Source organism: Bradyrhizobium pachyrhizi (assembly GCF_001189245.1).
Lineage (GTDB): Bacteria > Pseudomonadota > Alphaproteobacteria > Rhizobiales > Xanthobacteraceae > Bradyrhizobium > Bradyrhizobium pachyrhizi.
In genome coordinates, this window is sequence record NZ_LFIQ01000124.1 from 197,633 (window position 1) to 217,266 (window position 19,634).

18 protein-coding genes are annotated in these 19,634 nt (G+C 65.1%); 10 read left to right on the forward strand and 8 right to left on the reverse strand.

The features are described from left to right. Positions 1-58: 58 nt before the first annotated feature. On the reverse strand, positions 59-1,291 hold the full coding sequence (locus AKL29_RS39395) for a rhodanese-like domain-containing protein (RefSeq protein ID WP_050387886.1): 1,233 nt from the start codon (positions 1,289-1,291) through the stop codon (positions 59-61). A 247-nt stretch (positions 1,292-1,538) separates the two neighbouring features. Between AKL29_RS39395 and glgC the strand changes: the two genes are divergently transcribed. Together glgC and glgA are read left to right on the forward strand one after the other, a co-directional pair. Beyond that, on the forward strand, positions 1,539-2,801 hold the full coding sequence (glgC, locus tag AKL29_RS39400; protein ID WP_028337007.1) for a glucose-1-phosphate adenylyltransferase: 1,263 nt from the start codon (positions 1,539-1,541) through the stop codon (positions 2,799-2,801). Then, positions 2,798-4,252 carry a glycogen synthase GlgA gene (glgA, locus tag AKL29_RS39405; RefSeq protein WP_028337008.1) on the forward strand — a complete coding sequence of 485 codons (1,455 nt, stop codon included), beginning with the start codon at positions 2,798-2,800 and terminating at the stop codon, positions 4,250-4,252. The genes glgC and glgA overlap by 4 nt, the downstream gene beginning before the upstream one ends. Positions 4,253-4,317: 65 nt before the next feature. Here glgA and AKL29_RS39410 read toward each other — a convergent pair whose 3' ends face one another. The 4 genes from AKL29_RS39410 to AKL29_RS39425 all read right to left on the reverse strand — a co-directional run bounded on the left by AKL29_RS39410 (position 4,318) and on the right by AKL29_RS39425 (position 7,740). Continuing rightward, positions 4,318-4,632 (reverse strand): hypothetical protein, encoded by a 315-nt coding sequence (locus AKL29_RS39410; RefSeq protein WP_050387887.1) that lies wholly within the window; start codon positions 4,630-4,632, stop codon positions 4,318-4,320. A gap of 131 nt (positions 4,633-4,763) precedes the next feature. After that, on the reverse strand, positions 4,764-5,894 hold the full coding sequence (locus AKL29_RS39415) for a serine hydrolase (protein ID WP_082190842.1): 1,131 nt from the start codon (positions 5,892-5,894) through the stop codon (positions 4,764-4,766). Between the two features lie 525 nt (positions 5,895-6,419). Next, complete coding sequence (locus AKL29_RS39420) at positions 6,420-6,908, reverse strand: DUF417 family protein (RefSeq protein ID WP_050387888.1); 489 nt, start codon at positions 6,906-6,908, stop codon at positions 6,420-6,422. Between the two features lie 196 nt (positions 6,909-7,104). After that, the gene (locus AKL29_RS39425) at positions 7,105-7,740 is read right to left on the reverse strand and encodes a TetR/AcrR family transcriptional regulator (protein ID WP_050387889.1); all 636 of its coding nucleotides are present in this window, start codon (positions 7,738-7,740) and stop codon (positions 7,105-7,107) included. Positions 7,741-7,989: 249 nt separating this feature from the next. On the opposite strand from AKL29_RS39425, the gene AKL29_RS39430 reads away from it, so the two are divergent. The 8 genes from AKL29_RS39430 to AKL29_RS39465 are packed head-to-tail and all read left to right on the forward strand — an operon-like array spanning position 7,990 to position 16,755. Next, on the forward strand, positions 7,990-9,300 hold the full coding sequence (locus AKL29_RS39430) for a phytoene desaturase family protein (protein WP_244482674.1): 1,311 nt from the start codon (positions 7,990-7,992) through the stop codon (positions 9,298-9,300). A gap of 5 nt (positions 9,301-9,305) precedes the next feature. After that, positions 9,306-10,160: an ABC transporter ATP-binding protein gene (locus AKL29_RS39435; RefSeq protein WP_050387891.1), complete on the forward strand. Its 855-nt coding sequence runs from the start codon at positions 9,306-9,308 to the stop codon at positions 10,158-10,160. Further along, a complete protein-coding gene (locus AKL29_RS39440) occupies positions 10,157-10,951 on the forward strand; it encodes an ABC transporter ATP-binding protein (protein ID WP_050387965.1) in 795 nt (264 codons plus the stop codon). Before AKL29_RS39435 ends, AKL29_RS39440 begins: the two co-directional genes overlap by 4 nt. Next, entirely contained in the window at positions 10,951-12,885 is a 1,935-nt protein-coding gene (locus AKL29_RS39445; protein ID WP_050387892.1) for an AMP-dependent synthetase/ligase, read from the forward strand. The genes AKL29_RS39440 and AKL29_RS39445 overlap by 1 nt, the downstream gene beginning before the upstream one ends. Beyond that, on the forward strand, positions 12,886-13,758 hold the full coding sequence (locus AKL29_RS39450) for a branched-chain amino acid ABC transporter permease (RefSeq protein WP_050387893.1): 873 nt from the start codon (positions 12,886-12,888) through the stop codon (positions 13,756-13,758). It abuts the gene before it with no gap. Next, positions 13,758-14,804, forward strand: a complete 1,047-nt coding sequence (locus AKL29_RS39455) for a branched-chain amino acid ABC transporter permease (protein WP_050387894.1) — start codon at positions 13,758-13,760, stop codon at positions 14,802-14,804. The genes AKL29_RS39450 and AKL29_RS39455 overlap by 1 nt, the downstream gene beginning before the upstream one ends. A gap of 33 nt (positions 14,805-14,837) precedes the next feature. Further along, on the forward strand, positions 14,838-15,998 hold the full coding sequence (locus AKL29_RS39460; protein WP_050387895.1) for an ABC transporter substrate-binding protein: 1,161 nt from the start codon (positions 14,838-14,840) through the stop codon (positions 15,996-15,998). A gap of 4 nt (positions 15,999-16,002) precedes the next feature. Beyond that, a complete protein-coding gene (locus AKL29_RS39465; protein WP_050387896.1) occupies positions 16,003-16,755 on the forward strand; it encodes an NAD(P)H-dependent oxidoreductase in 753 nt (250 codons plus the stop codon). A gap of 5 nt (positions 16,756-16,760) precedes the next feature. Here AKL29_RS39465 and AKL29_RS39470 read toward each other — a convergent pair whose 3' ends face one another. The 3 genes from AKL29_RS39470 to AKL29_RS39480 are packed head-to-tail and all read right to left on the reverse strand — an operon-like array spanning position 16,761 to position 19,634. Beyond that, positions 16,761-17,954, reverse strand: coding sequence for an acyl-CoA dehydrogenase family protein (locus AKL29_RS39470; protein ID WP_082190831.1), 1,194 nt, complete (start codon positions 17,952-17,954; stop codon positions 16,761-16,763). Next, complete coding sequence (locus AKL29_RS39475; protein WP_244482675.1) at positions 17,951-18,979, reverse strand: alpha/beta hydrolase; 1,029 nt, start codon at positions 18,977-18,979, stop codon at positions 17,951-17,953. The genes AKL29_RS39470 and AKL29_RS39475 overlap by 4 nt, the downstream gene beginning before the upstream one ends. Then, complete coding sequence (locus AKL29_RS39480) at positions 18,885-19,634, reverse strand: SDR family NAD(P)-dependent oxidoreductase (RefSeq protein ID WP_050387898.1); 750 nt, start codon at positions 19,632-19,634, stop codon at positions 18,885-18,887. Before AKL29_RS39480 ends, AKL29_RS39475 begins: the two co-directional genes overlap by 95 nt.

Here is a 19,634-nt window from a genome sequence, read left to right on the forward strand (position 1 = left end):
GCGCCCCTGCGACTCGGCACCGACCGATGCGGTCGCACCGCCGTCACCACGCCATCCGCTAGATCACATAGAACCCGTGCGTGCCGTCGCGACGCAGCTGCTCGACGAGGCCGTACTCCCAATCGAGATAGGCCTGCATCGCCTGCTCCGCGACGCCGGTGCCTTCATAGGGTCGCCGGTAGCGGTGCGCAGGATCGGGCCGCGGCACCATGCGCGGTGGTCCGACTTCGAGCCGGCCGTCATAGCCGCCGTCGAGCACATAGACCTCCCAGCCCATCTGCGCGAGCCAGGACGCTGTCATGTCGGCGCGGATGCTCTTGTCGTCGCTCAGCACGATGCGCGCGCCGCGCACGGGAGCGGCCATGTCGATTTCCTGCACCAGCTGGCCGCCGGCATAGTGGCGGAAGCCGGCAAGGTGACCGGCCGTGTATTCCTCGGCATCGCGCACGTCGAAGCGATACAGCGTACGGTGCGCGTCCTCGTCCAGCGCGGCGAGTTCATCGATCCCGATGTGACGGACGCCGGCGCGATAGGCGACGTCGCGCGCATTGTCGCCTGCGCCCTCGAACGGAGCGATGCCGCCGCGCTTGCCGGCGCCGTGCTCGAGATCGTGCTTCGCCAGCGTCCAGCCGATCGTGCCGTTGCGCAGCGCCCGCACCTTGTTGGGCAGTCCGGCATTGATCAGCGACTGAGTGCCGATGATCGAGCGGGTGCGGCCGGCGCAGTTGACGATGATGGTGGTGTCGGGATCCGGCGCCGCGCCGCCGGCGCGCAGCACCAGCTCGGCGCCGGGCACGCTGACCGAGCCAGGGATATTCATGGTGGCATATTCGTCGAAGCGGCGGACATCGAGGATCGCGATGTTGGCCTTGTCCGAGATCAGCGCGGCGACCTCGTCGGCGCTCAGCGACGGCGTGTGCCTGCGCGACTCGACCAACTCGCCGAACGCCTTGGCGTAGGAGTTGACGTCCTCGAACACCTCGTAACCTGCCGCCTTCCAGCCCCCCAGGCCGCCGGCGAGTGCAGCGACATTGCTATAGCCCAGCGCCATCAACTGCACCGCGGCGGCAGCGACCAGCCCCTCGCCATTGTCATAAAGGACGATCGGCACGTCCTTGCGCGGCAGTCGCAGCTCGGCTTCGAGCGCGATCCGGCCGGACGCCATGTTGGCGGCAAACAGCGGATGGCCGGTGGCGAATTCCGCCTCATGCCTGACGTCGAGCAGCGCGATCTCCCGGCGCAGCAGCAGCGTTGCGCGGATGTCCTGTGGCGTGACGGAAGAAAGTGTCATGGGATGCTGGCCTGACAGAAGAAAACGGCAGGCTTGCTCTAGGCCGAAATCGCGCCTCGTCAATAGCTTTAACCGGCTCGCAACCCCGATCTTCACGAGCGGGGGTCCGGGGAACGAAAGCCCGCCATCCCGCTTTGCTCAACCGGGATGCACTTGCTACGTTCCCAATCGGCCCCGTTGGCGCCCGATCAGGCCTTCCGGACAAGAGAAGGTAGCGGGGCCAGCCTGAAGTTCTGGGAGGATGACCATGAGATCAGTCGGAAATGAACCCTTGTCGCGTCACGCCCTCGCCTTCGTGCTGGCCGGCGGACGCGGCAGCAGACTTCAGGAGCTCACCGACAAGCGCGCCAAGCCCGCGGTCTATTTCGGCGGCAAGTCGCGCATCATCGATTTCGCGCTGTCCAATGCAGTGAATTCGGGCATCCGCCGCATCGCGGTGGCGACCCAGTACAAGGCGCACAGCCTGATCCGGCATCTGCAAGGCGGCTGGAACTTCTTCCGGCCGGAGCGAAACGAGAGTTTCGACATCCTGCCCGCAAGCCAGCGCGTTTCCGAAACGATGTGGTATGTCGGCACGGCCGACGCGGTCTACCAGAACGTCGACATCCTCGAAGCGCACGGCACCAAGTACATCCTGGTGCTCGCCGGCGACCACGTCTACAAGATGGATTATGAGATCATGCTGAAGCAGCATGTCGAAAGTGGCGCCGACGTCACGGTCGGCTGCCTTGAAATGCCGCGCGCGGAATCCTCTGCCTTCGGCATCATGCATATCGACGAGACCGGCCTGATCCAGTCCTTCCTCGAGAAGCCGGCCGATCCGCCGCCGATGCCCGGCAAGCCCGACAAGTCGCTGGCCAGCATGGGCATCTATGTCTTCAATTCGGAATTCCTGTTCGACGAGTTGCGCCGCGATGCCGCCGACCCGAACTCGGCCCACGATTTCGGCAAGGACATCATCCCCTATATCGTGAAGCATGGCCGGGCGATCGCGCATCAGTTCAATGATTCCTGCGTCCGCTCCGGCGACGATCCCCGCTCCTACTGGCGCGATGCCGGCACCGTCGATGCCTATTGGGGCGCCAATATCGATCTCACCGACGTGGTGCCCGAGCTCGACCTCTACGATCGATCATGGCCGATCTGGACCTATGCCGAGATCACCCCGCCCGCCAAGTTCGTGCATGACGAGGACGGACGGCGCGGCCAGGCGGTGACCTCGCTTGTTTCCGGCGCCTGCATCATCTCGGGCGCGTCGCTGCGCCGCTCCCTGCTGTTCACCGGTGTCCACGTCAATTCCTACGCGAATGTCGAGAATGCGGTGATCATGCCTTACGTGAATGTCGGCCGCGGCGCGCGGCTCAGAAACGTCGTGATCGATCGCGGGGTGAGGATTCCGGAAGGGCTCGTGGTCGGCGAGGATCCCGAGTTCGACGGCAAGCGCTTCCGCACCACCGAGAATGGCATCACGCTGATTACGCAGTCGATGATCGACAGGCTGGGGACATGACGCCCATCCGCGTCCTCGCAGTCGCCTCTGAAGTCTACCCGATCGTCAAGACCGGCGGCCTCGCCGACGTGGTCGGCGCGCTGCCGGCGGCGCTGAAGCAATACGGCGTCACGACGCGGACGCTGGTGCCCGGCTATCCCGACGTGCTCAAGGCGCTGGCCACGGCGGAGACGCTGCTGCACTGGCCGGAATTCTACGGCGGGCCGATCCGCGTGCTGGGCGGCACGCATGATGGCCTCGATCTGTTCGCGCTCGACGCGCCGCATCTCTATGCGCGGCCCGGCAATCCCTATGTCGGCCCGGACGGACGCGACTGGCCGGACAACGGCATCCGCTTTGCCGCGCTGTCGCGGATGGCGGCGGAGATCGGCCAGGGCGCGATCACCTCCTTCGTCCCCGACATTGTGCATGCGCATGACTGGCAGGCGGGCCTCGCACCCGCCCTCCTGCATTATGCCGGGCAACCGCGGCCCGGCACGGTGATGACCGTGCACAACCTCGCCTATCAGGGCCAGTTCTCGCCGGACATGCTGACCGCGTTCGGCCTGCCGGGCGAATCCTACGCGCTCCACGGCGTCGAATATTACGGCACCATCAGCCTGTTGAAGGCCGGCCTGCAATTCGCCGACCGCATCACCACGGTTTCGCCGACCTATGCGCGGGAGATTCAAAGCGACGATGGCGGCATGGGGCTCGGCGGCCTCTTGCGCGAACGCGCCGACGTGCTGAGCGGCATCCTCAACGGCATCGACATATCGGTGTGGAATCCGGCCACCGATCCCGACATCGCGGCGCGCTTCAGCGCCGAGCAGCCGGCGGAGCGCGCGGCGAACAAGGCGGCGCTGCAGCGCCGCTTCGGGCTCGATCCCGCGCCGGATGCGATGCTGCTCGGCGTCATCAGCCGGCTGTCATGGCAGAAGGGCCTCGACCTGCTGCTCGAGAACATTCCGACGCTGCTCGGCGAAGGCATTCAACTCGTGCTGCTCGGCAGCGGCGATCGCGACCTGCAGGATCGCTACGCCGCGCTGGCGCGCGACAATCCCGGACGGATCGCGGTCGTGATCGGTTACGACGAGGCGCTGGCGCACCTGATCCAGGCCGGCGCGGACGCGCTTGCAGTGCCGTCGCGCTTCGAGCCGTGCGGCCTCACCCAGTTGTGCGCGCTGCGCTATGGCGCGGTCCCGATCGTCGCCAATGTCGGCGGCCTTGCCGACACCGTGCTCGACTTCGACGAAGTCGCGATCACCGGCGATGCGCCGACCGGCGTCAAGTTTGCACCCGTCACTTCGGATGCGCTCGCCCACGGCTTGCGCAAGGCAAACCTGCTGTTCAACGACAAGGTGACGTGGCGCCGGCTGCAGCAGGCCGGCATGGCCACCGATGTCTCCTGGCACAATCGCGCCGGCCGCTACGCCGCGCTCTATCGCGAGCTCGCGACGACGCGGCGCTAAAGCATGATCCCGGGAAGTGCGAAGCGGTTTTCCCGCGACAGAACGCAAAGCGTTTTGCGCCGCGATCAGTTCAGCAGATCGCAGGACGCGACGCGGTTGATGTCGGCGAGGCGCCGGTCGGGATTTCCCTTGAGATCAAGGCTTGCGACGAGATCGAGCAGCCGGCCATAGGCGCGGTCGGCGACCGCGACGGGCAGCGGCTCCTCGTCGAAGGTCTCGACGTAATTGCCGACGAGTCCGCTCAGCAGCCGGCAAACGCCGCGTTGCTCCGGGTCGTCCTTGCTCAGAATCTCGAGTTTTTGCTGGAAGGTCCTGAAGGTTCGCAACCCATGGGGCTGTTGCGAAAGCCAATTGTGCAAATCAGGATACAGATCGGTCATATCAGCCTCTTCAAAATGGAGAAGAAGCTACCGCCTTATACAGCCGATCACGGTTCCGCGCCATCGCGATTTTTGCATGCATCCCCTGCCCTGCTGCGCAGGCCGTGTCATTGGACCGGCACGTGCTGCGACTACAGTCGCGCGAGGGCCGGCAAGATCCTGTAGCGCGCGATCTCGTGCGGATAGTCGCCGCGATTGGCGAGCAGCACGATGCCGAGCCTGCGCGCCGGCACCAGGCCGACATAGGCTGAGGCGTTATTGAGACCGCCCGGTTTGTCGATCACGGTGACGCCGTCCAGCCGCACATGCTCCCATGCCATCGCCTGGCCGAACTTCTCGTCGACGCGAAAACTCTCCCGCTCGGTCATCTGCAACGCCGCGCGCAATTCCGGATCGATCACCGCGCCGTCAAGGCAGGCGCCCAGCAATATGCCGAGATCGCGCGCCGTTGAGAACATCTGGCCGGTGCCTGGAAAATCATAATAGCGCTGCTGATTGCCCGGCGGACCGATCGCCGTGCCGTCGTGGGAGTAGCCCTGAACCACACGCTGCATCATCTCGGGCGCCATCGTCGAGCGATTGTCCTCGCTACGGTCTGGAACGAAGGTCGACGTCATGCCGAGCGGCTTGAGGATACGGTTCCCGATCAACGTCGCGATCGGCATGTCATAGCGCCGCTCCAGCACGAGCTGCAGCAGGACATAGCCGGCATGGCTGTAGACGCGCTGCTTGCCCGGCTGCTCTCCCGCCGGTGGAGTCCATGCATTGAGCATCGCGATGAACTGATCACGGCTGAACGTCCCGTCCGGCCATGGCGGATGATCGGTCGGCAGCAGCAGCCCCGACGTATGATTGACGAGTTCGCCGATGGTGACGCGGCTGACGTAGTCGGCGTTGAGCTCGGGCAGATACTTGCCGACCGGATCGTCCAGCCGTAATTCGCCGCGCTCGGTGCCGAGCGCGACCAGCGTCGCCTCGAACAGCTTGCGCAACGAGGCGAGGTTGAACAGCGTGTCCGGGGTGACCGGTCGCTTCGCTGCGGCATCAGCGAAACCGTAGTTGAAGAAGGCGACCCGGCCGCCGGCATAGACGGCCACGGCGAGGCCGCCCGGGTCGGCCGCAGTCGCGGTCGGCGCGAGTTCCGTCGTGACGATGTCCCTGATCTGCGCGTCCATGTCGGAATCGGCGCGCGCGACCCCGAGCACGCCAACAGCGACGACGAGCAGGACGGCTGCGATCCGGACGGTGAGCCATTGTCTCATGAAGAACGAAATCGGGACGATGTTGCGATGTGACCCGCGGGCGAGTCTGTTCACCATCGAGAGATGGCAACATCACGATCCTAGCGGTGGAACCGATGCGTCCGAATTCACGATTGCGCGTCTTGCGCCCGTTCCCCGTCCGGCTGGGAACGGGGCGGCCCGATCGCTGTTCCGGTGGTCACTTCCGGAAGCCGCGATCGCGACCGCCCTCCCACTCCAGCCACGGTGCGGGAACTGCAATCGAACAAAAAATGCGGGACGTTTGAAAATGACGGGAGTGGGCTTGGACGAAAAGGCAAGATCGGCGCTTGCCGATCGGGCCAAGGATATTTCTGACTTCGTCACATTCCGCTCCCAACCGGGGACGTTTCTTCCTAGCAACAATTCGTCAATCGAAGGTTGCATAAGCCGGTTGGATTCGATTTCCAAGACACGGTCGTCCGCGACGTTTTGTCCTGTTCCAGATGCCGGATACTCGCGATGGCTGTTTAAGCATCGGTTAACCATCGATGCGCGGCGCGAGACCTATGGGGCGCGCGAGCGGACGATCGACCGCGGCAACGACGCCAACAGCAGCACGAGGCAGACGCACAGCAGCACGATGTCCTTGAACAGGAACTCGCCGGCCAGGTTCCAGGCCATCGGATCGGCCGACAGGCTCCATTTCACCACGCCGGGCGTCGTAAAAAAGAACGACCACGTCACCGCAAACGTGACGACGCCCATCAGCGCGCCGATCGCCGAGAGAAGCGGGCTGAACGCGCCGGCGGCGAGCAGCGCCGCAATGCCGAACTCGGCCACCCCGAGAACATAGGCCTCACCCCGGAGACCGAACACCGACAGCCACGAAATGAACGGGCTGTTGCTGATGAACTGCGCGATGCCTTGCGCCGATTGCAGTGTGAACTTCTGCATGCCGAACGACACGAAGATCACGACCATGACCCAGCGCAGGATCGCGAGCGAACGATAGGACCCCTCGCCCCGTTCGGCGATGTTGAACGACAAATTCATGCGGATGTTGCTTCCCTCGCTGCGATGTCACCATCGGCCGCCGTTGCGGCGCTCGTGTCAGGACTACGCAGCGCGCCGCGCGCGCGTTACGCGCGGGACAACGTCTCGGCCTTCACGATGATGTGCAGCTGAGATGAGGAATAATCGCCGCGAGAGATATCATCGGCGCGAAGCCGCCGTGCGGGCCGCGACGGCCTCACGCGCGCTGGCGCAGCGGCCGCGCGGCATCCTTTGCCGGCACCGGCATGGTGAAACCGTACAGGAACAGATCCACCACCATGTCGGCGAACTCCCTTGGATCGATCCCGCCCTTCGGATCGTACCAGGTGTGGCTGAAGTTCAGGATGCCGAACAGCATCATGCTGTAGATCTTCTTGGTCCGCTTGACGATCTTGCCTTCCTTGTCGAGCTTGACCAGGAGATCCGAGACCGTGTCGACCAGCTGGCGCTCCAGCGCCTTGATCGCATCCTGCTCGGTCTCTCCGAGGAACGAGAGGTCGTTGAGGATCACGCGCTGCTCGTCGCTCGAACGCGCATTCAGCGCGACGATGGCCTGGATCGCGGCGCGGAACTGCTCCAGCGTCGTCGCCTTTTCGGCCATCGCGGCTTCGACGTCCACGATCATCTCGCGGATATGGGCGTCGAGGATCGCGAACAGGATCGCTTCCTTGGAATCGAAATAATGGTACAACGCGCCGCGCGACAGCTTGCAGGCATCCGCGAGGTCGGCGATCGAGGCACGCATATAGCCCTGCCGTGCGAACAGGCCGCAGGCGGTGGTGAGAATGTTCCGCTGAATCTCGTCGTAATTCTCTGAGCGCGTCCGCGCCATTGCCGTCTCTCTCGTGCACCATCGGCGCCGCCGGAATCGGGCGACTGCCTCTCTCTATACTACCGCCACCCCACGCTCTCCTCCCTTTTGCGGGCACCATCCACCAGAACTCTTCCATCGTCCGTGCGATGAGCGACCTGCGTCAAAAAATAATTTGAACGACCGGTCGGATTATATTAGACTGCCTTCCATCAAGCAAGCGGATTGCGCATGCCGGGAGCAACCCGGCGGCATCGCGGGAGGTTGCGCGTGGATTCTCAGAGGATCGATGCTGTCGTGATCGGAGCCGGTGCCGGCGGGCTGTGTGCCGCGGCGCGCCTCGCCCATGGCGGGCTGCATACGCTCGTCGTCGACGACAAGGACCGGCTCGGCGGGCGCGCCTCGACCGAGGACATCGACGGCTTCAAGGTCAATATCGGGGCGATCGCGATCGAGTTCGGTGGCGTGTTCGAGGAAACCTTCCACACCGTCGGCGCCCCGCTCGACATCCGCGCGCCGGAGCCCGCGAGCTCGTTCTTCATGGACGGCAAGGTGATCGATGTCGGCCGCGGCGGCTGGTCGCTGCTGCTCGGGCAACTCACCAAGCAAGCCTCGCGCATCCTGGAGAAATTCGCCGACGCCCGCTCCGGCAATCTGCCCGACGGGCGGCAATCGACCGAGGACTGGCTGAAGGGCTACACCAGCAACGCCACCGTGCACGCGCTGTTCCGCAATCTCTGTGCGGCGATCTTCGCCTGCAACGCCGCCGAGCTGCCGGCCCGCGCCTTCCTCACCTATTTCACCAGCAAGGGCGCCTTCAAGAAATTCGGCTTCTGCCCGCAGGGCACGATCGGCGTCTGGAACAGCCTGGGCAATGCCGTCAGGCGCAATGGCGACATCTGGCTTGGAACGCCGGCGACCACGATCCACACATCAGATGGCCGCGTCGAAGGCGTCACCGTTCTGCGCAATGGTGAACGGGTGCGGATCGACACCGATCTCGTCATCAGCAATGCGGGACCGAAGGCCACCGTCGCGCTTGCCGGCAGCGAGGCGTTCCCGGCGGATTATATCGCCAGGGTGAAGAACGACCTTCGCCCGGCCGCCAACATCGTCATCAATGTCGCGAGCCGCGAGCCGCTGATCAATCATCCCGGCATCGTCACCTTCGGCAAGACGCGCCGGCTCTGCAACATGGCCAACCTCTCCGCCACCTGTCCGGAGTTGGCGCCGCCCGGCTGGCACCTCTATGTCGCCTATGCCGTGCCGGTGCCCGCGCTCGGCGATTTCGATGCGGATGCGGAGGTCGCGCTCGCGCTCGAGGATCTGCGCGAGCAGTTCGCCAATTTCGACCAGGCAAAAATCCTCTCGATCCGGGTGATGCGCGACGACTGGCCGGCACAACGCAGCTGCGCCGGCTACGATTTGCCGCGCGAGACCGGCATCGAGGGCCTGTGGTGCGTCGGCGACGCGGTGAAGCAATATGGCAATGGCGGCACCCAGGCCTGCGCCGAAACCGCCAAGCTCGTCACCGATGCGATCCTCGCCGCGCGCCCGCGCTTAACGGCAGGCCGGGTCTGAGCACGATGCCGACGACCATCCCGCATCCGATGCCGCAAGCAGCGCCGCAGGCCGCGCCGGCGCAGGATGGCTTCCTTGAATTCCGCAACATCCGGATCGTCTACGACAATGCGATCGAGGCGATCCGCGACGTCTCGATCGCGGTGCCCGAGGGCAACATCGTCGCCCTGCTCGGCTCCAACGGCGCCGGCAAATCGACGCTGCTGAAGGCGATGTCCGGCATCCTCTATACCGAGGAAGGCGTGATCGAGAACGGCAGCATCCGCTTCCGCAATGACGAAGTGCATCGCCTTGCGCCGGACGAACTGGTCCGCCGCGGCATCGTGCAGGTGCCGGAGGGCCGGCGCGTGTTCGCGGCACTCACCATCGACGAGAACCTGCAAATGGGCGGCTACACCAGGACCAGTGCCGAGGCGCGCGAGCGCCGCGACAAGGTGTTTGCGCTGTTTCCGCGGCTATATGAGCGGCGCGACCAGATCGCCGGCTACATGTCCGGCGGCGAGCAGCAGATGCTCGCGATCGGCCGCGCGTTGATGACCGACCCCGTGCTGCTGGCTCTCGACGAGCCGTCGCTCGGCCTCGCGCCGCTGATCATCGACCGCATCTATGAGGTGATCGTCCGGCTGCGCAACGAACTGAAGATGACGGTGCTGCTGGTCGAGCAGAACGCGCAGCGCGCACTCGACATCGCCGACTACGGCTACATCCTGGAGACCGGCCGCGTCGTGCTCGACGGCACGGCATCGAGGCTCACCGCCAATGAGGACGTCCAGGAATTCTATCTCGGCGTCTCCTCCACCGGCCGCAAGAGCCTGCGCGAAGTCAAGCATTACAAGCGCCGCAAGCGGTGGCTGTCGTGACCGCGCTGCTCACGGTCGAGAACCTGTCAAAGCGCTTCGGCGGCCTGCAGGCGGTCACCGATGTCAGCCTGCGCGTCGCGCCCGGCGAGATCTGCAGCGTGATCGGTCCGAACGGCGCCGGCAAGACCACGCTGTTCAACATGATCTCGGGCGTGCTGCGGCCGAGCGGCGGCCGCATCACGTTCGACGGCATCGACCTCTCGACGATCTCGCCGTGGAAATTCGCCGCCGTCGGTATCGGCCGCACCTTCCAGAATCTGGCGCTGTTCAAGCACGGCACCGTGGTCGAGAACATCCTGACCGGCCGCCACACCCATCTGCGCTCGACCGTGCTCGATGCGGTGTGGTTTTACGGGCGTACCCGCAAGGAGGAAATCGCTGCACGGCAGCGCGTCGAACACATCATCGAATTTCTCGAGATCGAGCATATCAGGGACGCCGTGGTCGGCACGCTGTCCTACGGCCAGCAAAAGCGCGTCGAGCTCGCCCGCGCGCTCGCCTGCGAGCCGAAGCTATTGCTGCTGGACGAGATGGTCTCCGGCATGAACCAGGAGGAGACCGAGGACATTGCGCGCTTCGTGCTCGACATCCGCGACGAGCTCGGCATCACCGTCGTCATGATCGAGCACGAGATGCGCATCGTGATGGACATCTCCGACCGCGTCCATGTGCTGAATTTCGGCCGCAAGATCGCCGAAGGCACACCTGGTGAGATCAGGCGCGATCCGGCAGTCGCGGAGGCCTATCTCGGCGGCCAGCGCTCCGAGGCGATGGCAAAGGCGGGCGCGTGATGTCGACGCTGGACAGCCTGCGCACCGCTCATCCGCCGTTGCAAGCGAGCACGCCGCGCAACCCACCGGCAACCGGCGCCGACGCGTTGCAGGCTACGCTTGCGGATGCCGCCATCACCATCCCGCAATTGCTGCGGCAGCGCGCCGCCATGCACGGCGAGGCGCTGGCGCTGCGCGAGAAGGATTACGGCATCTGGAATCCCTATTCCTGGCGCCACTATTACGACACTGCGCGCGCGGTGGCGCTCGGCCTGCTCTCGCTCGGCATCAAGCCGGGCGACCGAATCGCCATCGCCGGCGAGAACACGCCGGAATGGTTTTACGCCGATCTTGGTGCGCAGATGATCGGCGCGGTGGCGGTCGGCATCTATCCGACCAATCCCTGGGTCGAGCTGCAATATATCGTCAAGCATTCGGGCGCCCGCATCGTCGTCACCGGCGACCAGGAGCAGACCGACAAGGTGCTCGACGCGATGGCGGGCAATGGCGGCCTGCCGGACCTCGAGGCCATCGTCTGCGTCGACATGAAGGGCCTGCGGCATTACCGGCAATCGGAGCTGATGTCGTTCGCCGCATTGTGCGAGCGTGGCAAGACCTACGCCCAGCAGAATCCGGAGGCCGACGCGACGCTCGACCGCCTGATCAGTCAGGGCGCGCCCGACGACGTCTGCATCCTCGTCTACACCTCGGGCACGACGGGTCCGCCCAAGGGCGCGATGCTGACCCATCGCAATCTCGTCTACGCTGCCTATGCCTACGCCAAAACCGTGGGCATTGCCGACAAGCCGTTCGAGGCGGTGAGCTATCTGCCGCTGTGCCACGTCGCCGAGCGCTGCTACGGCACCGTGACGCATCTGGTGCTCGGCGGCACCGTGTCCTTTGCCGAATCGATCGACACCGTCGCGATCAACATCCGCGAGATTGCGCCGACCTTCTTCGTCGGCGTTCCGCGCATCTACGAGAAGCTGCAGCAGGGCTTTCTGTTCCGCCTCGGCGAGAGCGGCCGCCTGCGCCAGAGCTTCACCAGGGCCTGCCTCGCCTGGGGCCGCACGCTGTCCGACCGTCGACAGGCCGGCAAGGCCAATGTGCTCGACCGCGCCGCCCATGGGCTGCTCTATCTCCTGATGTTCCGCAATTTGCAGCGCCATCTCGGCTTCGCCTACAGCCGGCACCGGCTCTGCGCCGGCGCCTCGATCTCGCCGGAGACGCTGCGCTTCTTCGACATCATCGGCCGTCCGGTGTCGCAGGGCTACGGCCTCACCGAAAGCGGCGGCGTCGCCTTCATCCAGACCGAAAGCCATCACCGGATCGGCGGCTGCGGCGTGCCGCTGCCGCAGACCGAATGGAAGTGTGATGCCGACGGTGAGATCCTGCTGCGCAACCCCGGCGTCTTCAAGGGCTACTTCCTCGACGAGAAGGCCTCGACGGCCTCGCTGGAGCCCGGCGGCTGGCTGCGCACCGGCGACATCATCGATGTGCTCGACAATGGCGAGATCGCCGTGGTCGACCGCAAGAAGGCGATCATCATCACCGCCGGCGGCAAGAACATCGCCCCGTCGGAGATCGAGAACGCGCTGAAGGATTCCGAATTCATCAAGGAAGCGATCGTGGTCGGCGAGGCCAAGAAGTATCTCGGCGCCATCATCCAGGTCGACTACGACAACGTCGGCCGCTGGGCGCGCGACCGAGCGCTCGCCTACACCAACTACAAATCGCTGTCGCAGCTTCCCGAAGTGAATGAGCTGGTCGAGCGCGTCGTCAACGAGACCAACAAGCGGTTCGCCCGGGTTGAGAACATCAGGCGGTTCGCCATCCTGGAAAAGGAGCTCGACCATGACGACGGCGAGCTGACCGCCACCCAGAAGGTACGCCGCGCGATGATCGAGAAGAAGTTCGCCCGTGAGCTCGCCATCATCTACCGGGCGGAGGGCTGAATGCAGTATCTCATCCAGCTCGTGATCTCGGGACTCGCGATCGGCGCGATCTACGGGCTGATCGCGATGGGCTTTGCGGTGATCTACAAATCCACCGGACTGGTCAATTTCGCACAGGGCGAGATGACCATGATCACCGCCTATATCGCCTGGACGATCTCGACCACGGTCAGCGGCAATGTATTCGTCGTCGCTGTCGGGGCCATCCTCGCCGCCATCGTGCTCGGCCTGATCATCGAGCGCCTCGTGATGCGGCCGATGCTGGGCGAGCCGGTATTCGCGACCGTAATGGTCACGATCGGGCTCGCCGTGATCCTGCGCTCCGCCATCAACTTCATCTGGGACGCCTATCCACACGGCCTCGATATCGGCATGGGCCGCGGCATCGTGCATCTCGGCGGCATCGGCGTGCGTACCGGGCAGATTGCGGTCATCGCGACGCTGCTTCTGCTTCTCGCCGCGATCTGGGCGTTCTTCCGTTACAGCAAGGTCGGCGTCGCGATGCGCGCGGTCGCGGCCGACGACCGCACCGCGCTGTTGATGGGCATCAGCGCAACAAGAGTTCATGCGCTGGCCTGGGCTGCGTCTTCGGTGATCGCCGGCATCGGCGGCGTGTTCTTTGCGCTGTCCTACGACCTATCGCCGGCGATGTTCCAGCTTGGGCTGAAGGCGTTTCCGGCCACCATCCTTGGCGGCCTCGACGCCGTGCTCGGCTCCGGCCTCGGCGGCCTCCTGATCGGCATCACCGAGAACCTTGCCGGCGGCTATATCGGCTCCGGCATGAAGGAGGTCGCGGGCTTTGCCATGATCATCATCGTGCTGATGATCCGCCCGTTCGGCATCTTCGGCGAACGCGACATCGAGAGGGTGTGATGCGCACCGGCGATTACAAGCAGAGCTACGGCGAACTGGTTGCGCTGATCGAGTCCCCGCCGGTGTGGCTATGGTCGGCCGTGCTGCTGCTGGCGCTGATCGCAGCGCCTTATGTTCTGAACTCCTACGCACTGTCGTTCCTGATGATCATCCTGATCACGGTCACCGGCGCGCTCGGGCTCAACATCCTGACCGGCTACACCGGTCTGATCTCGCTCGGCCATGTCGGTTTCCTCGTCACTGGCGCCTATGCCTATGCGGTGCTGATCACAAAGTACCACATGCCGCCGCTGGTCGGCTTCGTCGGCGCCGGCGTGGTGCCGGCGCTGGCGAGCCTGATCGTCGGCGCGCCCTCGCTCCGGCTCAAGGGGCTTTACCTCGCCATCACCACGCTCGCCTTCTCCTTCATCATCAACACCGTGATCCTGGAGATGCGCTGGCTCACCAACGGCGCGCGCGGCATTCAGGTGCAGCGGCCCGAGATCCTCGGCGTCAGTTTCGACGGCGACGCGGCCTTCACCTATCTCTGCCTCGGCATCGCGGGGCTGACGCTGTTCGCCACCCTCAACATCCGCCGCAGCCGGGTCGGCCGCGCCTTTGTCGCGATCAGGGACAACGACACGGCGGCGCGCGTCATGGGCGTCAACCTGCATACCTACAAGCTGTTCGCCTTCATCACCTCAGCGTTCATCACCGGCATCGCCGGCGCGCTGTACGGCATCTATCTCTCCTTTGTCAGCGTCGAGGGCTTTCCGTTCCTGCTCTCGATCGAGGCGCTGGCGATCCTGATCGTCGGCGGGCTCGGCTCCGCGCTCGGCGCGGTGCTCGGCACCATCCTGATCGTGCTGCTGCCGGAGGTGACACGGATCGTCTTCAGCCTGTTCAGCGCGCAGATGGACGCGGCCTTCACGACCGGCGCGCAGGAGCTGAAGAGCATGCTCTACGGCCTCGTCATCATCTTGTTCCTGCGCTTCCAGCCGCGCGGACTAGTCGGCGCCTGGCACGACATCAGGCGGACCTGGGTGCACTGGCCGCTGCGCTACTAATCAAAAAAGACGCAACACCATGAGGAGGAGACGATGATCAAACACCTGGCGGCGGCCTCGCTGCTGCTCACCACGGCCTGTCTCGCGACCGGCCCGGCTACTGCCGCCGATCCCGGCATCACCGACAGCGAGATCCTGATCGGCGACGTGGAGCCGCTGACCGGCCCGCCGGCGCTGCTGGGCGTCGCCGCCTCGATCGGTCACAAGATTGCGATCGCCGAAGCCAACGCCGCCGGCGGCATCAACGGCCGCAAGATCAAATATGTGCTGGAGGACGACGGCTACGTTACCGCGCGAACCATCCAGGGCGTCAAGAAGGTGATCGACGTCGACAAGGTCTTCGCGATGCTCGGCATCTCCGGTTCGGGCCAGTCGATCGCTGTGATGCCGGTGCTCGAGAAATCCGGTATCCCGACCGTGATCGACGTCGCGCCGGTCAAATTCCTGTGGGAGCCGGCGCGCAAGAACGTGTTCGTGGTCGGGCAATCCTACGAGGAAGGCATCATCCACCTCGTCGACTTCCTTGCCGACAAGAACCCCGGCAAGAAATGGGGCCTGATCACCCAGGACGACGATTACGGCATCACGGTGCGCGATGGCTTCGATTCCGTGGTCAAGGCCAAGAAGCTGAACGTCGTCTACAGCGGCAACTACAAGAAGGGCCAGCAGGACTTCTCGTCCGACATGCTGCAGCTGAAGGATGCCGGCGCCGAAGTGTTTTTGGCCGGCGGCATCATCGCCGAGAACATCGCGATGACAAAGGAGCTCGAGAAATTGAACATCAAGCCGGTGACCGGCATCTTCTGGCCCGGCCGCATCGAGCCGGTGCTGAAGCTGATGGGCCCGGCCGGCGACGGCATCTACGCGGTCGACTATGTCGAGCCGTTTGCCGGCGCGGCGGGCAAGGCGTTCCTCGAGAAGGCCAAGCCGCTGGTGTCGGAGGCCGAGTTCAAGGGCATCAACCGCTACACCATGACCGGCTATGCCGCCGCGAAAGTCTTGATCGCGGCAATCGAGCGCTGCGGCAAGCAGCCGACCTGGGCCTGCACCATCTCGGAGCTGGAGAAGACCAAGAATGTCGAGACCGGCGTGATGGCGCCGATCAGCTTCGGTCCCGGCGTCCGCTTCTCCAACCAGAAGCTGCAGATCATGCAAGCCGATGCCGCGACGCTCAGCTTCAAGCCGGTAAACTAGAGAGATGAAGGTCCTGATCGTCTTTGCCCATCAGGAGGCGCAGTCGTTCAACGCTGCACTGCTGGCGCGGTCGGTGGCGGAACTGACCGCGCTCGGGCACACGGTCAGGATCTCCGATCTCTACGCCATGCGGTTCAACCCGGTGGCGACCGCCGAAGATTTTGGCGCGCGGCGGTTTCCCGACCGGCTGCAATATGACCGCGAGCAGAAATACAACCTGCAGCACGGGGCACTCAGCGGCGATATCGCCGCCGAGATCGAGAAGCTGCTGTGGTGCGACCTCTTGATCCTGCAGTTTCCGCTGTGGTGGTTCTCCGTCCCCGCCATCATGAAAGGCTGGATCGACCGCGTGTTCGTCAATGGCGCAATTTACGGCAGCGGCCGCCGCTACGACACCGGCGGCCTCAACGGCCGCCGCGCCATGGTCGTGACCTCGACCGCCGCCTATCCCGGCATGTGCGCGTCCGACGGGCTGGTCGGTGCGCTCGATGTGGTGCTGTGGCCGATCCAGAACGGCATGCTGGCCTATGCCGGCTGCAAGGTGCTGCCGCCGTTTGTGTCGTATTCAGTGAACTTCGTCGACGAGGCCACGCGGCACCGCTATCTCGACGACTATGCCGAACGGCTGCGGCAGCTCGAGACCACCGAGCCGCTGTTCTTCCATCCGCTCGCGGATTTCGGCGAGGACTGGCGGCTGAAGCCGGGCATTGCGGCGCGGACGGTCGGCCAGGGCAAGCCGGCGGCCCGTAGGGGCTGAGCCCCTCACATCCGCTTGGCGATTTCCTCGAGCATCACTTCGGTGGCGCCGCCGCCGATCGTCAGCACCCGCGCGTCGCGCACCATGCGCTCGATCGGGGTGCCGCGCATGAAGCCTGAGCCGCCGTGCAGTTGCAGGCAGCCATGCACGACCTCGTGCAGCACCTCGGGCGACAGCGCCTTCACCATCGACACTTCGCGCAGGCAATCCTGCCCGGCCGCCGCGAGCTCGGCGGCCTGATAGGCCAGCGCCCGCGCCGCCGCCGCCTTCGCGGCAAGCTGGGCAAGCTTCAGCCGCACGCCCTGCTGATTCCAGAGCGGGCCGCCGAATGCCTGCCGCGTCTTCACGTAATTCGTCGTCAGCTCGATCGCCTTGGCGGATTCGCCGGCGCAGATGCCGCCGATGCAGATGCGCTCGTTCTGGAAGGTCTCCATGATGCCATAGAAGCCCTTGTTCTCCTCGCCGAGCAGGTTCTCCGCCGGCACGTGCACGTCCTGGAATGCGATCTCGGCGGTGTCCGAGCAGAGCCAGCCATGCTTGTCGAGCTTGGTCGCCGTGATGCCCGGCGTGTTGCGCTCGACGATGAACAGCGAGATGCCACGGCTGCCCTTGGCATGCGGGTCGGTGCGCGCGGCGACGATCAGGATGTCGCCATAAACCGCGTTAGTGATGAACATCTTTGCGCCATTGATCACCCAGCTGTCGCCGTCGCGCCGCGCCCGCGTCTTGAGGCCAGCGACGTCGGAGCCCGCATCGGGCTCCGTCACCGCGATCGAGCAGACCGTCTCGCCGCGGATGATCGCCGGCAAATACTTCTGCTTCTGTTCCGGCGTGCCGCGCAAGGAGATGTGTACCGCCGACATGTCGGTATGCACGAGGATCGACGAGGTGAAGCCGCCGAAGCTGGAGCGCCCCAGCTCCTCGGCGAACACCATCGAGGCCAGCGGCCCCATGTCGGTGCCGCCATACTCGGCCGCATGGCGCATGCCGAGAAAACCGAGCGCGCCCATGCGGCGATAGATCTCGCGCGGGATCTTGCCGTCGCGCTCCCACGCCTCGGCATGCGGCACCACCTCCTTCTCGACGAAGCGGCGCACCTGCTCGCGCAGCATGCGCAGCTCCTCGGGCAGATTGGGTTGCTCCGAAAAGTGGAATTCGGTCTCAGTGAGCTGGCGCGGATCCGACGTCATGACGTTCATTGTGGCGCCCTCTGATGGCCGATGTGAAGATGGTTGCGCAAAAAAGCTGCCAGCGATGCGATCGCCTCGCGCGCCTGCGGGATCTCCGGGAACATCTGGAAGACGTGGATCATGCCGTCCCACACCTGCAGCTTGACATCGACACCGGCAGCCTTTGCCCGTGCGGCCAGTTCCGTCGCATCGTCGCGCACGGTCTCGCGGTCGCCGACCTGGACCAGCAGCGGCGGCAGACGGCTGAGATCGGCATAAAGCGGCGAGGCGAGCGGATTGCTGACATCGCCGTCCTTGCCGAGATAATTCCTGGCGCTCGCCAGGATCATAGCACGCTGGTGGATCGGATCGGCCTCGGCCCTGCTCTGATAGCTGGCGCCGCTCGCGGTAAGATCGGTCCAGGGCGACATCAGCGCGCCGGCGGCGGGCAGCGGCAAACCACGGTCGCGCGCCGCCAGCATTGTGCACAGCACGAGATTGCCGCCGGCCGAATCCCCGGCGAAGGCGATATCCGCCGGATGCAGCCCCTGCTCGCGCAGATATCGATAGGCAATCAGCGCATCATCCAGCGCAGCCGGAAACCGATGCTCAGGGGCGAGCCGGTAATTGATCGAGAGCACGCGGCAGCCGGATGCATCGGCAATACGTGCGGCCAGGTCGCGATGCGACGCGACCGAGCCGATGCGGAAACCACCGCCGTGAAAATAGAGGATCACCTTGTCGTGTGGCGCATCTGTCGGCACGAGCCATTCGCCGTCGACCTCGCCGGCAGAGACCGGCTGGCACGTCACCGGCACCGAGCAGCCGGCAAAGGCGGCGTCCCAGTCGTCGCGCATCTGCGCCACTGACGTCTCGCGGGTCCAGCCGCGATAGATCGTGCGCAAGCGCTCGATCGCGCGATCGACAGGCGTGATTGCGATATCGTCCGCGCTGTCCATTTCAGCCGCCGATGCCCATGCCGCCGGAAACGCCGAGCGTCTCTCCGGTGATATAGGCGGCCTGGTCGGAAGCCAGGAACAGCGCGGCAGCCGCAACCTCTTCGGGCTCGCCGAGGCGGCCGAGCAGCGTTGCACCGGTCATTGCCTGCAGGATCCTGTCGCCGCCCTTTGCCACCGCCTTCTCCAGCATCGGCGTGCGGATCGGTCCCGGCGCGATCGCGTTCGCGGTGATGCCATAGCGTGCATTCTCCCGCGCGATGCTCCGGGTGAACGAGATCACGCCGCCCTTGGCCGCGGAGTAGACCGCACCCCCTTTTGAGCCGAGCCGCGCCGCTTCCGAGGTGACGTTGATGATGCGGCCAAAGCGCGCCGCCTGCATCGCCGGCAGCGCGGCGTGGGTGCAGGCCAAGACCGAGGTGAGATTGACCGCGATCAGCCGCGCCCAATCCTCCGCCGTGGTATCGGTGAAGAAGGCGTGCTGATCGATGCCGGCATTGTTGACGACAATGTCGAACGGGCCGTCCTGCGCCATCACGGCCTGCACTGCTGTAGCATCGCTGACGTCCAATCCTGCAACGCCGGCGCCGGTTTCGCGCGCCAGCTCCGAGGCCGCGGCGACATCGAGATCGGCGATCACGACCCTCGCGCCCGCGCCGGCAAAGCTGCGGGCGATCGCAGCACCGATGCCCCGCGCGCCGCCGGAGACGAAGGCGCGGCGGCCATCGAGACGTCCGAATGGCAAGCTCGCCAC

Bases quoted from the DNA above. Each gene is read 5' to 3' on its own strand.
- AKL29_RS39420 (WP_050387888.1), bottom strand. From the start codon at position 6,908: ATGAATTTGTCGTTCAACATCGCCGAACGGGGCGAGGGGTCCTATCGT.
- AKL29_RS39410 (WP_050387887.1), bottom strand. From the start codon at position 4,632: ATGACCGATCTGTATCCTGATTTGCACAATTGGCTTTCGCAACAGCCC.
- AKL29_RS39450 (WP_050387893.1), top strand. From the start codon at position 12,886: ATGCAGTATCTCATCCAGCTCGTGATCTCGGGACTCGCGATCGGCGCG.
- AKL29_RS39445 (WP_050387892.1), top strand. From the start codon at position 10,951: ATGTCGACGCTGGACAGCCTGCGCACCGCTCATCCGCCGTTGCAAGCG.
- AKL29_RS39455 (WP_050387894.1), top strand. From the start codon at position 13,758: ATGCGCACCGGCGATTACAAGCAGAGCTACGGCGAACTGGTTGCGCTG.
- AKL29_RS39465 (WP_050387896.1), top strand. From the start codon at position 16,003: ATGAAGGTCCTGATCGTCTTTGCCCATCAGGAGGCGCAGTCGTTCAAC.
- AKL29_RS39435 (WP_050387891.1), top strand. From the start codon at position 9,306: ATGCCGACGACCATCCCGCATCCGATGCCGCAAGCAGCGCCGCAGGCC.
- AKL29_RS39425 (WP_050387889.1), bottom strand. From the start codon at position 7,740: ATGGCGCGGACGCGCTCAGAGAATTACGACGAGATTCAGCGGAACATT.
- glgC (WP_028337007.1), top strand. From the start codon at position 1,539: ATGAGATCAGTCGGAAATGAACCCTTGTCGCGTCACGCCCTCGCCTTC.
- AKL29_RS39470 (WP_082190831.1), bottom strand. From the start codon at position 17,954: ATGAACGTCATGACGTCGGATCCGCGCCAGCTCACTGAGACCGAATTC.
- AKL29_RS39460 (WP_050387895.1), top strand. From the start codon at position 14,838: ATGATCAAACACCTGGCGGCGGCCTCGCTGCTGCTCACCACGGCCTGT.
- AKL29_RS39395 (WP_050387886.1), bottom strand. From the start codon at position 1,291: ATGACACTTTCTTCCGTCACGCCACAGGACATCCGCGCAACGCTGCTG.
- AKL29_RS39415 (WP_082190842.1), bottom strand. From the start codon at position 5,894: ATGAGACAATGGCTCACCGTCCGGATCGCAGCCGTCCTGCTCGTCGTC.
- glgA (WP_028337008.1), top strand. From the start codon at position 2,798: ATGACGCCCATCCGCGTCCTCGCAGTCGCCTCTGAAGTCTACCCGATC.